Raw genomic sequence first — 14,618 nt, forward strand, 5'->3', positions numbered from 1 at the left:
CCGTGAAGTGGGGTAACCGCCTTCCGAACGAACGCGCGCTCGCGCCGTCGAGCGCCCACCACGGAGGAAGCGAACCATGCCCCACAGCCCCCGGACGAGCACCCGCACCGACCGCGGCACGCTCGGCGTCATCGGTCTGATATGCGCCGTCGCCGGCTTCTTCGTCCTCGGCATCCTGCTCGGCCCGGCCGCCGTGATCTGCGGCTGGCTCGCCATGGGCCGCACATGGCGGGGCGCCAAGCCGCTGCTGCCGCTCGTCGCCGTGGTCCTGGGGGCGATCGACACCCTCGTGGCGGTGCTCTGGATGACCGGCCCGCACTGGAGCGGCGGCAGCGGCATCCTCTGACCCGGCGTCCGCTCCCCGTCCCCGGCCGCCCAGGAGCCCGTGTGCCCGCCCCCACTGTCGTGTCGCCGCTCCGGGCGGCAGCCCTGCTGACCGCGGCGGTACTGGCCGCCGGATGCGGCACCGGCCAACGCCCCGACGGGGGCGGGTCGGTGACCCTGCCGACGGCCGGCGCGCGCTTCGACTACCAAATCGGCGGCGGCTATCCGCCGGCGAAGGGCGTCCGCGTGGTCTCCCGCGACCGCGCCGACCGGCCCGCGTCCGGGACGTACTCCGTCTGCTACGTCAACGCCTTCCAGGCCCAGCCCGGCGAGTCCTCGTGGTGGCGGCGCCACCACCCGGACCTGCTCCTGCACGACCGGCGGGGCCCCCGGTCGTCGACGAGGAGTGGGACGAGGTGCTGTTCGACGTCTCGACGCCCGCCCGGCGGACCGCGCTGGCCGACGTCGTCGGCCGTTGGATCGACGACTGCGCCGCGCGCGGTTTCCAGGCCGTCGAACCGGACAACCTGGACTCCTTCGAGCGCTCCCGGGGCCTGCTGACCCCCGCTCAGAACGCCGCGTACGCCCGGCTCCTGGCGGCACGGGCGCACGCGGCGGGACTCGCCGTCGCGCAGAAGAACACCGCCGAACTCCTCCCCCGGCACGCCGACGTCGGCTTCGACTTCGCCGTCGCCGAGGAGTGCGGGGAGTTCGACGAGTGCGGCGACTACGCCGCCGCGTACGCGAACCGCGTCCTGGTCGTCGCCTACACCGCGGCCGACTTCGGCCGGACCTGCCGCCGCTGGGGCGGCCGCCTCTCGGTGGTGCTGCGGGACCGGGACGTCAGGCCCGCCGGGCAGCGCGGGCACGTCTTCCGCACCTGCTGAGCGGCGGCGGCCGATTCACCCCGCGGACACCGCGTACCAGCGGCCGTCGCGCTGGTGCACGAGTTCGGCGGCGACCAGGGTGTCGATGTGGCGCACGATGGTGGCCGGCTGGTAGCCCACGCTGGCGCTCAGGTCGTCGATGGTCGTGCCGTCGCCGCCCGCGGCACGCAACTGCTCCAGGGTCTTGAGCGCCGTGCGGGGCAGCGCGGGCTCCGGCTGGGGCTCCGGCCGCGCCTCGGGCCGGCGTTCCGGACTCTGCTCCGACCGTGGGGCGGGAGCCACGGGCACGGCCGCCACCACCGGCGCCGGACCGCCCGCGGGAGCCGCCGCGGGGGCGCTGGAAGGCGAAACCGGGCGGACGGTGGGCCGTCCGGCGACCGGGGCGCCGGCCGCGACGGGGCGGGGGGTGCGGTTGACCGTGCGGTGCTTGCGGCCCTTTTGGTTTCGTCGGGTGCTCATCTCACGCTCCTCCTTGGCTGCGATCTTGCAGGGCCAACGTGCGAACGCGGTTTCGGTCACGCGGATACGTGCATGCGGGGGACACCGCCCCGGGGAATGCGCTCCCCGCGCGCGGGGTTCCATCACGAGAGCCGAGTGAAAAGGGGAGCCTCATGGCGTCCACCGACAGCACGCGTGGCCACACCGTCACGGCGGTGCCCGGTACGCAGCACGTGACGGTCGAGATCGACGGACAGGTGGTGGCCGACACCCGGCGTCCGCTGCTCGTCCACGAGACCGGCCTGCCGGTCCGCTACTACATTCCGCCGGAGGACGTCGACCTGGCGCGGTTCCGGCCGACCGACACCCACACCACCTGCCCGTTCAAGGGCCTGGCCTCGTACTGGTCGTTCGGCGACCACACCGACGTGGCCTGGGCCTACCCGGAGCCGATCGCCACGGTGCCGGAGATCAAGGACCACCTGTCCTTCTACGACACGATCGCCGAGATCAAGGTCGCGGACGGCGTCTGACCGCCCGGCCACCGGCGCCCTCCGACGGGGCGGCGCCGGCCCGCGGCCGGCGCGGGCAGTGGCCGTGGCGGTGCGTGACTGCGCGCCACGGACCGTGATGCATCGCCCCACCAGGCACGAGTGTTCGTTTTGGGGCGCGCGGCGGGCTCCGGGGAGCAATGATGGTCACATGGCGAATCCGACCATCCTCACCGTCGACGACGACCCGGCAGTCTCCCGGGCGGTGGCCCGCGACATTCGCCGCCGGTACGGGGACCGGTACCGTGTGGTGCGCGCGACCTCCGGCGACGAGGCGCTGAGCGCGCTGCGCGAGATCAAGCTGCGCGGCGAGCAGCTGGCCGTCATGCTGGCGGACTACCGCATGCCGCAGATGAACGGCGTCGAGTTCCTCGAGGCCGCGATGGACCTGTTCCCGCTGGCGCGGCGCGTACTGCTGACCGCCTACGCGGACACCGCGGCGGCCATCGACGCGATCAACATCATCGATCTGGACCACTACTTGCTCAAGCCGTGGAGCCCGCCGGAGGAGAACCTCTATCCGGTGATCGACACGCTGCTCGAATCCTGGCTCTCCACCCCCGACCCGACCGCCAGCGAGACCCGGGTCGTCGGGCACCGCTGGTCCGCGCCGTCGTTCAAGGTGCGCGACTTCCTCACCCGCAACCTGGTGCCCTACCGCTGGCTGCCCTCGGAGGACCCGGAAGCCGTCCAGCTGCTCACCGCCGCGGGACTCACCCCGGACGACGTGCCGCTGGTGGTCACCGACGACGGTTCGACGCTGGTGCGGCCGAGCGAGGCCGAACTCGCCGCGCACGTCGGCCTCAGCACCACACCGTCCGCCGACTTCTACGACCTGGTGGTGGTCGGCGGCGGCCCGGCCGGCCTCGGTGCCGCCGTGTACGGCGCCTCCGAGGGCCTGCGCACGGTGCTCGTGGAGCGCAGGGCGACGGGCGGGCAGGCCGGCCAGAGCAGCCGGATCGAGAACTACCTGGGCTTCCCGGACGGTGTCTCCGGCGCCCAGCTCACCGACCGGGCGCGCCGGCAGGCGCTGAAGTTCGGCGCGGAGATCCTGAGCACCCGCGAGGTGACGGGACTGGAGGCGGCGGGTGCCGGACGGGTGCTGTCCTTCGGGGACGGCTCGGCGATCACGGCGCACACCGTGGTGCTCGCCACCGGCGTGGCGTACCGCAGGCTGGACGCGCCGGGGCTCGCCGAGTTCACCGGCGCCGGCGTCTTCTACGGCTCGGCCATGACCGAGGCCATGAACTGCGCCGGCCAGGACGTCTACATCGTGGGCGGCGCCAACTCGGCGGGGCAGGCCGCCGTGTACTTCTCGCGCAACGCCCACCGTGTGCACCTGCTGATCCGCGGTGCCGACCTGGGCCGTTCGATGTCGCGCTACCTGATCGACCAGATCGCCGCGATCGACACCATCGACGTGCACCCCTGCACCGAGGTGGTCGGCGGCAAGGGCGGCGACCACCTGGAGCAGCTGCTGCTGCGGGACGCGAAGACGGGCGCGGTGACGACCGTGGACGCGGAGTGGCTGTTCGTCTTCATCGGCGCGGAGCCGCGCACGGACTGGCTTGAAGGTGTCGTGGAGCGCGACGCACGCGGCTTTGTCCTGACCGGCCCCGATCTGCTCACCGGCGGGCGGCGGCCGGGCCGCTGGCCGCTCCCCCGCGACCCGTACCACCTGGAGGCCAGCGTGCCCGGGGTCTTCGCGGCGGGCGACGTCCGCGCGGAGTCCGTCAAGCGGGTGGCGTCGGCCGTGGGCGAGGGCGCGATGGCCGTATCGCTCGTGCACCGTTACCTGGAGGCGCAGTGACCACCACGCCGGACCGGCTCGGACCGGAGCAGCTGAAGACCCTGTTCCTTTTCGAGGCGCTCGGGGACAAGCAACTGGCCTGGCTCGCCGAACAGGGCTGTGTGGAGCGGACACCCGGCGGCAGCGACGTCTACTGCGAGGGCGAGCCCGCCACCTGCTTCTACATCCTGCTGAGCGGCACCGTGGCGATGACCAGGCTGCTCCACGGCGACCAGGTGGAGGTCAACCGCACCGACCAGCGCGGGGTGTACGCGGGCGCGACGCAGGCGTACCTCGGCGACCGGGTGGAGCAGGTCTACCCCAACTCCCTGCGGGCGATCACCGACTGCGAGTTCTTCGTGGTCCCGGCGGGCGAGTTCGCCGGGGCGATGCACCGGTGGTTCCCGATGGCGGTGCACCTGCTGGAGGGGCTGTTCTTCGGCGTACGCCAGCAGAACACGATCATGGGCGAACGCGAGCGGCTGCTGGCGCTCGGCTCCCTCTCCGCGGGCCTGACGCACGAGCTGAACAACCCGGCCGCGGCCGCGGTACGGGCGACCTCCGCACTGCGCGACCGGGTCGCCGGCATGCGGCACAAGCTCGCCCTCATCGCGGACGGCCGGCTCGACACCCGGCAGCTGCACGAACTGGTCGAGCTCCAGGACGCCGCGATCAAGCGCCTCGCCTCAGCACCGGAACTGTCGGCGCTGCAGGCCTCGGACGCGGAGGACGAGCTGACGGACTGGCTCGAGGACCACGGCGTCAACGGCTCCTGGGAGCTCGCGCCGACGCTGATCGCGGGCGGCGTGGACGTGGAGTGGCTCGGCACCGTGGTGGAGACCGTCGGCGAGGACCGCCTGGAGGCGTCCGTGCGCTGGCTGTCGTACACCCTCGACACCGAACTGCTCATGGGCGAGATCGACGACGCCGTCACCCGGATCTCCGGGCTGGTCGGCGCCGCGAAGCAGTACTCGCAGCTGGACCGCGCGCCGCAGCAGACCGTGGACGTGCACGCGCTGCTGGACGCGACGCTGACGATGCTCCACGCGAAGATCCCCGGCGGGGTGCAGGTGGTCAAGGAGTACGACCGCACGCTGCCGCAGATCCAGGCCTACGGCGCGGAGCTCAACCAGGTGTGGACCAACCTGATCGTCAACTCCCTGGACGCGATGGCCGGTTCGGGCACCCTCAGCATCCGCACCCAGTGGGACGGCACGGAACGGCTGCTGGTCGAGATCGGCGACACCGGAGCGGGCATCCCCGACGAGATCCGGCCACGGATCTTCGAGCCGTTCTTCACCACGAAGCCGGTCGGCGAGGGCACGGGGCTCGGCCTCGACATCTCCTACCGCATCGTGGTCAACAAGCACCACGGCGACATCCGCGTCGAGTCCACCCCGGGCGACACACGCTTCACCGTGTGCCTGCCGGTCGCCCTGAGCCACCCGGGCGACGCCTCGGTCCCGGACTGAACCGGCAAACCGTCAGCCGAGCGACTTCCGCGACTTCCCGAAGCCGGCGGTGGGCAGCTGCTGGTCCGCGGCGCTCTTGAGCGACCGCAGGGCCAGCAGCAGCACCCCGATGTCGTCGATGAGGATCGGGTCGGGCAGCAGGTCCACCGGGCACACCAGGTAGATCAGCGCCGCCCAGAAGGCCAGCTTGCCCGAGCGCGGGACGTCGGCGCTGCGCAGCAGGTGCCTGACCCGTGCCATCTTCACCACCAGCACCACGGCGACCGCGAGCATGATCGCGACCGCCACCCCCGCGATGACCAGCACTGTCGTGGACCAATCACCCATGGCTGCCTCCCTCGTTCGCGTCTACCCCTGACGGGTGCGCAGAAACGGTACCCGACCCGGCACGAAAGGCCGTCCACCGCATGATCGCTTCACACCGGATCGCCGCCACCACCGATATCCGCGACCGCCGGCTCGCCGGCCTCGCGCTCAATCCCGCGGCCCCCGAGGACGTGCTGCTGCGTCTGCTGTCCGACGGGCCGACGGTGGCGCGCCTGACACTGAGTGAAGGCCGGCCGCTGCCGGACGCCGTCGTCGAGGCGGTGATCACGCACCCGGACCGATCGGTGCGCGGCCGCTTCGCCTGCAATCCCCATGTCGACCCGGGACTGCGCCTGCGGCTGATCGACGACCCGGAGTGGACGGTACGGGCCCTGCTCAGCGACGGACCCGCACTGCCCTTGCACATTGCCCCCGCGCCGCTGCCGGACTGGGCCGTCCTCCACATGATCCGCACCTACGGGGACGAGCTCCAGGGCGGGTTGGGGTTCACCCGCCAGGTGTCCACCGGCTTCATGTGGTCGGCGCTCTCCCACCCGGACCCCAAGGTGCGGCTCATGGGCATCAGCTGGCGCGGCGTACCGGACGACGTGAGGGAGGCGCTGTTCGCGGATCCCGACGAGAAGGTCCGGAAGCGGGCCCGCGACTGGGTGCGCGACGAGGACCCGCAGTGGGTGGAGCAGCAGTTGCCGGCACACAGCTGCCACGGCCGCACCGACGGACTCCTGAACGGCGCCCTCAGCCGGAAAGTCATCGAGAACGTGCTCACCGCGCCGGCCGCCGAGGACGAACGCGCCATGATCGCGAGCAACCCCACCCTTCCCGCGGACGTGGTGGCGCTGCTCTCCGCCGATCCGGACGCCGAGGTCCGCCGGGAGATCGCCGGGCACCCCCGGCTCTCGCAGGAGGGTCGCCGGGCGCTCGGAGCGGATCCCGACCCGCTGGTGCGGCGGTGCACCGCCCACCGCCGCGACCTGGAACCCGACGAACTGCGGGCGCTGGCTGCCGACCCCGATCCCCGCGTGCGGCTCGCCGCGTCCATGCACCCCGCGCTGACCGACGCCGAACGGGCCGCCATCGACTACGAGGTCCCCATGGACGAGCCGTTCGTCCCGGGGATCCCGTCACGGGTGCCCGGTGACCCGGGCGAGTTGCGGCGCGACGCCCTGTCCGGCCATCCGATGCTGCGCCGCCGGGCCGCCCGGGACCGCTTCCTGCCGCCCGACCTGGTCGCGCGCCTCGCCGCCGACGCCGACCTCGGCGTCCGTGTCCTGCTCGCGCAGAACCACCCGGAGGCACCGGCGGCGCTGCTGCTGCGCAGCTTCCTGGAGTACACCGGTCGTAAGCGCGAACACCTGCTGCTCCGGGCGGACTTCCCCTCCGCCGGGCTGGCCCGGTACGCCGGCGACGAGGACCCGGCGGTGCGGGCGCTGGCCTGCCGGGACCCGGAGACCGCCGCGGAGACCGTGGACAAACTCACCCGCGACCCCGATCCGCGGGTCCGGGCCGCCGCGGCGGCCCACCCGAAGCTGCCTCCCGCCCGGCTGGCGGAGCTCCTCGACGACGAGGAACTGGCCCATCACGCCGCGGCGAACCCGGCGCTGGACCCCGTCGTCATGCGTCGACTCGTGGCGTCCGCTGCCGGATGAAGGGGGTCAGCCGGTCGTAGGCGGCGCGCAGTTCGGCGCGGGTGTACGCGTCCCGGACGGCGATGAGGGCGCCGTGGGAGGCGGAGTGGTCGACCGTGAAGCGGTCGTGCCAGCCGCCGCCCGAGGCGATGATCACGGGGGCGTCGACGCCGTCGAACTGGTCGGCGGTGATGTCGACACGCAGGCCGTTCTTCTCGATCCACGCATGGGAGGCGCCGTTCTCCCAGGCGCTGACGTACCTCCACACGCCCATCCCGTTCTGGTGGAGGTACTCGCCGAGAAGGACCGACGCGTCACCGCAGGAGCCGTGGGGGAAGCGCTCCAGGGAGACCAGGCCGGGGTCGGGGCAGTCCAGGATCGCCTGACGGAGCCCCAGGGCGAGTGTGCGGAGTTCGGACACGCGCGGAGTGTAACGCGTGAAGATCATTAGTACGAGAGGTGGCGCGGGGGCATCCGCCGCCGGAGACCGGCCGGTTGGCCGGGGCCGCAGTCAACTCAGCGGGCCCCGGGTCGTCAAGAGTTCACGGCAGGATTGGTACGCGGACGTTCCGGCGGGCCGGGAGGCCCCCTTCGTGTTCAACAAACGAAGGAAACGAACTCCTCGCAGGTCACGGACCGTTCCGAGCTCTCAACCCTTGAACGACTGTTGACCCGCCGGAAACAGTTCCTGTCGGAGCTCTTGACCGCGACTTCTCTCACGTCTTAACTCACGCCCTGAATTAAGTTGTGCGGCCGAGACAGGAGTTCCGATGAGACCCCACGTCAATGACGCCCACCGCAGACACTTAGGGCTGATAGCCCTGCTGTCCGTCCTGCTGGCCCTGATCGCCGTCCCCGCCGGACCGCTCGCCAAGGCCCACGCCGCGGCCTGCGGAACCGCCAACGTCGCCCAGGGCAGGACCGCCACCGCCTCCTCCACCGAGAACGCCGGCACGGCCGCGTCCAACGCGGTCGACGGAAATGCCGGCACCCGCTGGTCCAGCGCCTTCAGCGACCCGCAGTGGCTCCAGGTCGACCTCGGCAGTTCGCAGACGCTCTGCGAGGTCGTGCTCACCTGGGAGGCCGCCTACGCCAGCGCCTACCAGATCCAGATCTCGTCCAACGGCACCGACTGGAGCACCGTCGCCTCCACCACGACCGGCGCCGGCGGCACCGAGACCCGCGCCGTCAGCGGCACCGGCCGCTACGTGCGCATGAACGGCACGGCCCGGCACACCCAGTACGGCTACTCGCTCTGGGAGTTCGCCGTGCACACCACCGACGGCGGCACCGGCCCGATCCAGGGCGGCGGCGACCTCGGCCCCAACGTCCTGGTCTTCAGCCCCTCGACCACGGGCATCCAGGCCAAGCTGGACCAGATCTTCCAGCAGCAGGAGGCGGCGCAGTTCGGCACCGGCCGCTACGCGCTGCTGTTCAAGCCCGGCACGTACAACAACATCAACGCCAACATCGGCTTCTACACCTCGATCGCCGGGCTCGGCCTCTCCCCCGACGACACGACCTTCAACGGCGACGTGACCGTGGACGCCGGCTGGTTCAACGGCAACGCCACCCAGAACTTCTGGCGCTCGGCGGAGAACCTCGCCCTCAACCCCGTGAACGGCACCGACCGCTGGGCCGTCGCCCAGGCCGCGCCCTTCCGCCGCATGCACGTCAAGGGCGGCCTCAACCTCGCGCCCAACGGCTACGGCTGGGCCAGCGGCGGCTACATCGCCGACAGCAAGATCGACGGCACCGTGGGCCCGTACTCGCAGCAGCAGTGGTACACCCGCGACAGCTCGGTCGGCGGCTGGACCAACGGCGTGTGGAACATGGTCTTCTCCGGCGTCCAGGGCGCTCCCGCGCAGAGCTTCCCCAACCCGCCGTACACCACGCTCGACACCACCCCTGTCTCCCGTGAGAAGCCCTTCCTCTACCTCGACGGCAACGACTACAAGGTCTTCGTCCCGGCCAAGCGCACCAACGCGCGCGGCACGACCTGGGGCGCCGGCGCGCCGCAGGGCTCCTCGATCCCGCTGAGCCAGTTCTACGTCGTCAAGCCCGGCGCCACGGCCGCGACCATCAACGCCGCGCTCGCCCAGGGCCTCAACCTGCTGTTCACGCCCGGCATCTACCACGTCGACCAGACCATCAACGTCAACCGTGCCGACACCGTCGTGTTCGGCCTCGGCCTCGCGACGATCGTCCCGGACAACGGCGTCACCGCGATGAAGGTCGCCGACGTCGACGGGGTGAAGCTGGCCGGCTTCCTCATCGACGCGGGCACGGTCAACTCGCCGGTGCTGCTCCAGGTCGGCCCGCAGGGCGCGGCCGCCGACCACTCCGCCAACCCGACCACCGTGCAGGACGTCTTCATCCGGATCGGCGGCGCCGGCCCGGGCAAGGCGACCACCAGCATGGAGGTCAACAGCGACGACACCATCATCGACCACACCTGGATCTGGCGCGCCGACCACGGGGCCGGCGTGGGCTGGGACACCAACGCCGCCGACTACGGCCTGCGCGTGAACGGCGACGACGTGCTCGCCACCGGCCTGTTCGTCGAGCACTTCAAGAAGTACGACGTCCAGTGGAGCGGCCAGAACGGCAGGACGATCTTCTACCAGAACGAGATCGCCTACGACGCCCCCAACCAGGCCGCCATCCAGAACGGCGCCACAAAGGGCTGGGCCGCCTACAAGGTGGACGACTCCGTCACCACGCACGAGGCCTGGGGCGTGGGCAGCTACTGCAACTTCACCACCGATCCGACGATCCGCATGGACCACGGCTTCGAGGTCCCGGTGAAGCCGGGGGTCAAGATGCACGACGTCCTGGTGGTGTCGCTCGGCGGCATGGGCCAGTACGACCATGTCATCAACAGCACCGGCAGCGCGACATCGGGGACCTCGACCGTCCCGTCGAATGTGGTCTCGTTCCCCTGACCCGCACATGAGGCACGCCTGAGCCACACGAAGGGGTGCCCCGCCCGCCGGCGGGGCACCCCGTCCGTCTCAGTTGGCCGGCCGGGGCCGGGAGTGCAGGACCTCCCCCGCGGCGACCGCCGCCGCCATCGCCAGCCCGGCCGCCGGCACCGCCCAGGTACCGCAGAACGTGGCGGCCAGCACCAGCACGGCGCAGACCGGGAGCACCGCGTGCTCGGCGACGCCGCGCTTGGCCCGCCGGGAATGGATGAGCCAGACCATCAGCAGGAAGAGCGCGGTCGGCAGCGTCACCGCGGACGCGGCGGCCGTCTGCGAGATGTGCGCCTTGTGCACGGCCTGCTCGACCACCACCTCGATCCCCGCTCCGATGGCGGCGGCCGACCCGAAGACGACGTAGTGGCCGTAGCCCCACACGAACGACTGGACGCCGGTGGTCAGGTGCTGGTGGACGGGTACGGCGAAGTAGAGCCAGTAGGCGGTGAAGACGATGAGCAGTCCGCCGAAGGCGATGGGCAGCAGCTCGCCGAGCGCGGAGGTCTCGTCCAGTGCGGACTGCACGGCCACCGTGGCGGCGGCGACGGACTCGCCGAGCACGATGATGGTGAACAGCCCGTAGCGCTCGGCGATGTGGTGCGGGTGCCACGTGGTGCGCTCCGACCGCTCCGCCAGGACGGGCACCGCCAGTTCCGCGGCGGCAAGGATCACGAAACCCCAGGTGAACACGGTCCCGGGCACCAGCAGCAGCGCGACCCAGCCCACCTGGACGGCCACCAGACCGGCGACGTAGCGCAGCGCCGTCTGCCGCGCGGTCCCGGTCTGGTTGCGCGCCGCGCGCAGCCACTGGAAGGCGAGTGCGACACGCATGATGACGTAGCCGGCCACGGCGACGGTGAAGTCGTTGGCGTCGAAGGCGCGGGGGACCCCGGCCGCCAGCACGAGGACGCCGGTGATCTGGACGAATGTGGCGATGCGGTAGGGCACGTCGTCGGTGTCGAACGCCGAGGCGAACCAGGTGAAGTTCAGCCACGCCAGCCAGATCGCGAAGAAGACCAGGCAGTAGCCGAGGACCCCGTGCCCGGGACGGCCCTCGGCGACCGCGTGCACCAGCCGTACCCCGGCCTGGGCGACCGCCACCACGAAGCAGAGGTCGAACAGCAACTCCAGCGGGGTGGCGACCCGGTGCGGCTCGCGCGGGTCGCGGGCCGTCATCCGCACCAGCGGACGGAATCGGCGGTTCGGCGGCGCGTGATCGTGATCGGTCATCCGCGCATCGTAGGACGCCCGCCGCGGCCCGCGCACGGCCGTGCCCGCGCCCCGGCGGGGGCGCGGGCACCGAGGGGGGACGGCGTCAGCGGGCGGAACCCTCCTGGAGCATTCCGGCGCGCAGTCGCGCGATGGTCCGGGACAGCAGGCGGGAGACGTGCATCTGGGTGCAGCCCATGATCTCGCCGATCTGGGCCTGCGTCAGCTCCTCCACGTACCTCAGGTGGAGCAGTCGCCGGTCGCGTTCGCTCAGCTCGGTCATCAGCGGGGCCAGGGAGCGCAGATCCTCTATCAGTTCCATGCCCGGATCGGGCGCGCCGATGAAGTCGGCGAGCACGGTCTCGCCGTCGCCGTCGTCGTCCGTGGTCAGCGCCGCGTCGAGGGAGGAGGCGGTGTAGCCGTTGGACGCGACCTGCGCCTCGACGACCTCCTGCTCGCTGAGGTCCATCAGCGCGGCGAGTTCGGCCACCTTCGGGGCCCGGCCGAGGCGGGAGGACAGCTCGTCCCGGGCGCGCGCCAGTTCGACCCGGCGCTCCTGCAGCCGGCGCGGCACGTGCACGGCCCACGTCGTGTCGCGGAAGAAGCGCTTGATCTCCCCGACGATGTAGGGCACGGCGAAGGTGGTGAACTCGACCTCGCGCGAGATGTCGAAGCGGTCGATGGCCTTGATCAGGCCGATGGTGCCGACCTGCACGATGTCGTCCATGTCGTCGCCGCGGTCGCGGAAGCGCCTCGCCGCGAACCGGACCAGCGACATGTTCATCTCAATGAGGGTGTTCCGCGCGTACTGGTGGTCGGGCGTGCCCTCCTCGAGAACCGTCAGCCGGTCGAGGAAGAGCTTCGACATGGCCCGTGCGTCCGAGGGTGCGACACTGCTCGGGTCGCTGATCCGCGGGAGTCCGACCTCGACGGCCTGCTCCACTCCCGACCGGACCACCGTCCTGCTGACGTCCGCGATCACGATGCCTCCTCAACCCCTCGAACGGCGTGTACCCGTGTGCTGCGGTTCGGGTACCCGGTCCGGCGCCGGGCATGCCTCCGGATTTCGGGGTGACGTAAATCTGTGGGCCGGGTCGCGTAGGACCGGCACGTCCGGGCAGACACACAGGGACCAGTGAGGCCTACGGGGTGATCGTACGTGTACAGCCTTCAAACGGATGACGAAGGACAGGTGCCCATCGCCGCACACGGCGGCGGGACCCTTCCCGCGTCCATCGGCGAGGCGCGTGACATGGCCCGTGCCCGCCTGACCGGACTCGATCCCGAACGGGTCGAGGACTGCCTGCTGGTGGTATCCGAACTCGTCACCAACGCGTTCCGCTACGGCGAGGGCGTCGCCGGCTTCGAGGTCCTGCCCGAACCGGACGGCATCCGCGTGTCGGTGGCCGACCACAGTTCGCGGCTGCCCGTCCCGCCGCAGACGGACGGCGGCTTCCTGCCCGGTGGCTACGGCTGGCGCCTGGTGCGCCGGCTGGCACGGGACATCCGCGTGACCCTGCTCGCCCGGGGCGGCAAGGTCATCCAGGTCGTACTGCCGCGCTGAACGCGCGCGCCGCTCCTTCCCGTCCATCCCGCCTCCCCTCCTGAGTGGCTCGCCCGGGACACGTGTGCGTGGACCCACGGATCGCGGATACACGCACCGTAGACACGACAAGGGACCCGAAACAAGGTCAGATCCCCATTCCAGGACCCCCATGGGTCCCCAGGAGGCACACCATGACCACGGGCATCATCATCGGGGCGGTCGTCCTCGTACTCCTGATCGCCGCCGCGGCGCTGTACCTGACGCGCCGCGGGCAGGGGTCCGGACATCTGAGGCGCCGTTTCGGCCCTGAGTACGAACGGGCGCTCGCCCGTCACGACGGCGACACGGCCGCCGCCGACAAGGAGCTGCAAGAACGCGTCGACCGCCACGGGCACCTGACGCAGCGCCCGCTGGAGGCCCGCAGGACCGAGGAGTACCGGGCCGAGTGGGCGGCCCTCCAGGAGCGGTTCGTGGACTCCCCCGCCCAGTCCGTGCGCGAGGCCGCCGGGCTGCTCGACCGGCTGGCCCGGGAGCGCGGCTTCCCGGCGGCCGACTCCGGCGAGCAGATCGACGCGCTGTCGGTGCACCGCCCGCGCCATCTGCAGGCGTACCGCGACCTGCGCGGTGCCGCCGGTCCGGGGCGGCAGGACGGCGAGCGCCCCACGACCGACACCGAGAACCTGCGCGCCCGGCTGCTGGAGGCCCGCGCGCTCTTCGACGACCTCGTCGCGGAGGGCAAGGGGCCCCGGCACACCGCGCGGGCCGACACCCCCGCCGCCGGCGCCGAGTCGGAGACCGAGACCGAGACCGGGAGCAGCGCCTCCCACCGTTCGCATCTGCCCTCCGGGAGTGCCCGATGAAACCCATGAACGAGACCGGTCACGACGACACCACCGAGCCCAGGACCGTCGAGAAGATCGACGTCAAGAGCAATGACGTCACCCCCGGCACGGAACGGACCGGCCGGCGGCCCGAACAGACCTCGCAGACCTCACAGCCCTCACGACCCTCGCAGTCCGGACGGACGAGCGAATCCGGTGCCGCGCGCGGTCCCGTGACACCTGATCGGACCGCCGACCCGCGCGAGTCCGCCGAGCCGGAGCGTGCGGCGCGGGCCCCGCACACCCCGCGGGAGCCGGGTGCCCCCGGGGCGACGGCCGAGGACACCGACAAGCTGCGGCGCCGGCTCCAGCAGGCGGTCGGCGGCTTCGTCGACGAGCCGCGGCACGCGGTGGAGGAGGCCGACCACGTCCTGGAGGAGGCCACCGAACGGCTCGTCCGGGAACTGGAGGCCAAGCGCCACGAACTGCGCACGGGCTGGGACGGCGGCCAGAGCCGCACCGGCACCGACACCGAGAAGCTGCGGCTGGCCCTGCAGGGCTACCGCGAACTGGTGGACCGGGTCCTGCACGTCTGACCCCGCGTCACCCGTCCGGAGGAAAGCCGCCGCGCATCGCGGCGGCTTTCCCCGT

The 14,618-nt window shown here is 71.8% G+C and carries 14 protein-coding genes and 1 pseudogene; 10 read left to right on the plus strand and 5 right to left on the minus strand.

What is annotated here, in order from left to right; translation table 11 throughout:
* Positions 1 to 76 precede the first annotated feature (76 nt).
* The gene (locus ACIP64_RS15535; RefSeq protein WP_401586142.1) at positions 77 to 346 is read left to right on the plus strand and encodes a hypothetical protein; all 270 of its coding nucleotides are present in this window, start codon (positions 77 to 79) and stop codon (positions 344 to 346) included.
* Between the two features lie 41 nt (positions 347 to 387).
* A pseudogene (locus ACIP64_RS15540) lies at positions 388 to 1,211 on the plus strand (endo alpha-1,4 polygalactosaminidase).
* Between the two features lie 15 nt (positions 1,212 to 1,226).
* Here the strand turns inward: ACIP64_RS15540 and ACIP64_RS15545 are convergent.
* Complete coding sequence (locus ACIP64_RS15545; protein ID WP_401586144.1) at positions 1,227 to 1,670, minus strand: hypothetical protein; 444 nt, start codon at positions 1,668 to 1,670, stop codon at positions 1,227 to 1,229.
* Between the two features lie 152 nt (positions 1,671 to 1,822).
* Here ACIP64_RS15545 and ACIP64_RS15550 point away from each other — a divergent pair, with 152 nt between their 5' ends.
* The 3 genes from ACIP64_RS15550 (at position 1,823) to ACIP64_RS15560 (ending at position 5,461) form a co-directional block, all read left to right on the plus strand.
* Positions 1,823 to 2,182 (plus strand): DUF427 domain-containing protein, encoded by a 360-nt coding sequence (locus tag ACIP64_RS15550; protein ID WP_401586146.1) that lies wholly within the window; start codon positions 1,823 to 1,825, stop codon positions 2,180 to 2,182.
* 169 nt (positions 2,183 to 2,351) lie between these two features.
* Positions 2,352 to 4,010 (plus strand): FAD-dependent oxidoreductase, encoded by a 1,659-nt coding sequence (locus tag ACIP64_RS15555; protein ID WP_401586148.1) that lies wholly within the window; start codon positions 2,352 to 2,354, stop codon positions 4,008 to 4,010.
* Complete coding sequence (locus tag ACIP64_RS15560) at positions 4,007 to 5,461, plus strand: ATP-binding protein (protein WP_401586150.1); 1,455 nt, start codon at positions 4,007 to 4,009, stop codon at positions 5,459 to 5,461. The genes ACIP64_RS15555 and ACIP64_RS15560 overlap by 4 nt, the downstream gene beginning before the upstream one ends.
* Positions 5,462 to 5,473: 12 nt before the next feature.
* Here ACIP64_RS15560 and ACIP64_RS15565 read toward each other — a convergent pair whose 3' ends face one another.
* Positions 5,474 to 5,788, minus strand: a complete 315-nt coding sequence (locus ACIP64_RS15565) for a YkvA family protein (RefSeq protein ID WP_401586152.1) — start codon at positions 5,786 to 5,788, stop codon at positions 5,474 to 5,476.
* An 80-nt stretch (positions 5,789 to 5,868) separates the two neighbouring features.
* On the opposite strand from ACIP64_RS15565, the gene ACIP64_RS15570 reads away from it, so the two are divergent.
* Complete coding sequence (locus ACIP64_RS15570; protein ID WP_401586155.1) at positions 5,869 to 7,434, plus strand: hypothetical protein; 1,566 nt, start codon at positions 5,869 to 5,871, stop codon at positions 7,432 to 7,434.
* Here ACIP64_RS15570 and ACIP64_RS15575 read toward each other — a convergent pair.
* On the minus strand, positions 7,400 to 7,834 hold the full coding sequence (locus tag ACIP64_RS15575; protein ID WP_401586157.1) for a hypothetical protein: 435 nt from the start codon (positions 7,832 to 7,834) through the stop codon (positions 7,400 to 7,402). The genes ACIP64_RS15570 and ACIP64_RS15575 overlap by 35 nt on opposite strands.
* Positions 7,835 to 8,183: 349 nt before the next feature.
* Between ACIP64_RS15575 and ACIP64_RS15580 the strand changes: the two genes are divergently transcribed.
* Entirely contained in the window at positions 8,184 to 10,358 is a 2,175-nt protein-coding gene (locus tag ACIP64_RS15580) for a discoidin domain-containing protein (protein ID WP_401586159.1), read from the plus strand.
* Between the two features lie 69 nt (positions 10,359 to 10,427).
* Here ACIP64_RS15580 and ACIP64_RS15585 read toward each other — a convergent pair whose 3' ends face one another.
* Positions 10,428 to 11,621: a low temperature requirement protein A gene (locus ACIP64_RS15585; RefSeq protein WP_401586161.1), complete on the minus strand. Its 1,194-nt coding sequence runs from the start codon at positions 11,619 to 11,621 to the stop codon at positions 10,428 to 10,430.
* A gap of 85 nt (positions 11,622 to 11,706) precedes the next feature.
* Positions 11,707 to 12,579 (minus strand): SigB/SigF/SigG family RNA polymerase sigma factor, encoded by an 873-nt coding sequence (locus ACIP64_RS15590; RefSeq protein WP_401586516.1) that lies wholly within the window; start codon positions 12,577 to 12,579, stop codon positions 11,707 to 11,709.
* 213 nt (positions 12,580 to 12,792) lie between these two features.
* Here ACIP64_RS15590 and ACIP64_RS15595 point away from each other — a divergent pair, with 213 nt between their 5' ends.
* The 3 genes from ACIP64_RS15595 to ACIP64_RS15605 all read left to right on the plus strand — a co-directional run bounded on the left by ACIP64_RS15595 (position 12,793) and on the right by ACIP64_RS15605 (position 14,563).
* On the plus strand, positions 12,793 to 13,164 hold the full coding sequence (locus ACIP64_RS15595; RefSeq protein WP_401586163.1) for an ATP-binding protein: 372 nt from the start codon (positions 12,793 to 12,795) through the stop codon (positions 13,162 to 13,164).
* Between the two features lie 173 nt (positions 13,165 to 13,337).
* Positions 13,338 to 14,006, plus strand: coding sequence for a hypothetical protein (locus ACIP64_RS15600; protein WP_401586164.1), 669 nt, complete (start codon positions 13,338 to 13,340; stop codon positions 14,004 to 14,006).
* Positions 14,003 to 14,563, plus strand: coding sequence for a hypothetical protein (locus ACIP64_RS15605; RefSeq protein ID WP_401586165.1), 561 nt, complete (start codon positions 14,003 to 14,005; stop codon positions 14,561 to 14,563). Before ACIP64_RS15600 ends, ACIP64_RS15605 begins: the two co-directional genes overlap by 4 nt.
* Positions 14,564 to 14,618 lie beyond the last annotated feature (55 nt).

The sequence above is a fragment of the Streptomyces sp. NPDC088733 genome (assembly GCF_044751185.1).
Classification (GTDB): Bacteria; Actinomycetota; Actinomycetes; order Streptomycetales; family Streptomycetaceae; genus Actinacidiphila.

What these genes read in the sequence shown, in the direction of transcription:
- ACIP64_RS15535 (WP_401586142.1), top strand. Translation starts at nt 77, where the DNA reads ATGCCCCACAGCCCCCGGACGAGCACCCGCACCGACCGCGGCACGCTC.
- ACIP64_RS15585 (WP_401586161.1), bottom strand. Translation starts at nt 11,621, where the DNA reads ATGACCGATCACGATCACGCGCCGCCGAACCGCCGATTCCGTCCGCTG.
- ACIP64_RS15600 (WP_401586164.1), top strand. Translation starts at nt 13,338, where the DNA reads ATGACCACGGGCATCATCATCGGGGCGGTCGTCCTCGTACTCCTGATC.
- ACIP64_RS15550 (WP_401586146.1), top strand. Translation starts at nt 1,823, where the DNA reads ATGGCGTCCACCGACAGCACGCGTGGCCACACCGTCACGGCGGTGCCC.
- ACIP64_RS15605 (WP_401586165.1), top strand. Translation starts at nt 14,003, where the DNA reads ATGAAACCCATGAACGAGACCGGTCACGACGACACCACCGAGCCCAGG.
- ACIP64_RS15555 (WP_401586148.1), top strand. Translation starts at nt 2,352, where the DNA reads ATGGCGAATCCGACCATCCTCACCGTCGACGACGACCCGGCAGTCTCC.
- ACIP64_RS15570 (WP_401586155.1), top strand. Translation starts at nt 5,869, where the DNA reads ATGATCGCTTCACACCGGATCGCCGCCACCACCGATATCCGCGACCGC.
- ACIP64_RS15545 (WP_401586144.1), bottom strand. Translation starts at nt 1,670, where the DNA reads ATGAGCACCCGACGAAACCAAAAGGGCCGCAAGCACCGCACGGTCAAC.
- ACIP64_RS15580 (WP_401586159.1), top strand. Translation starts at nt 8,184, where the DNA reads ATGAGACCCCACGTCAATGACGCCCACCGCAGACACTTAGGGCTGATA.
- ACIP64_RS15565 (WP_401586152.1), bottom strand. Translation starts at nt 5,788, where the DNA reads ATGGGTGATTGGTCCACGACAGTGCTGGTCATCGCGGGGGTGGCGGTC.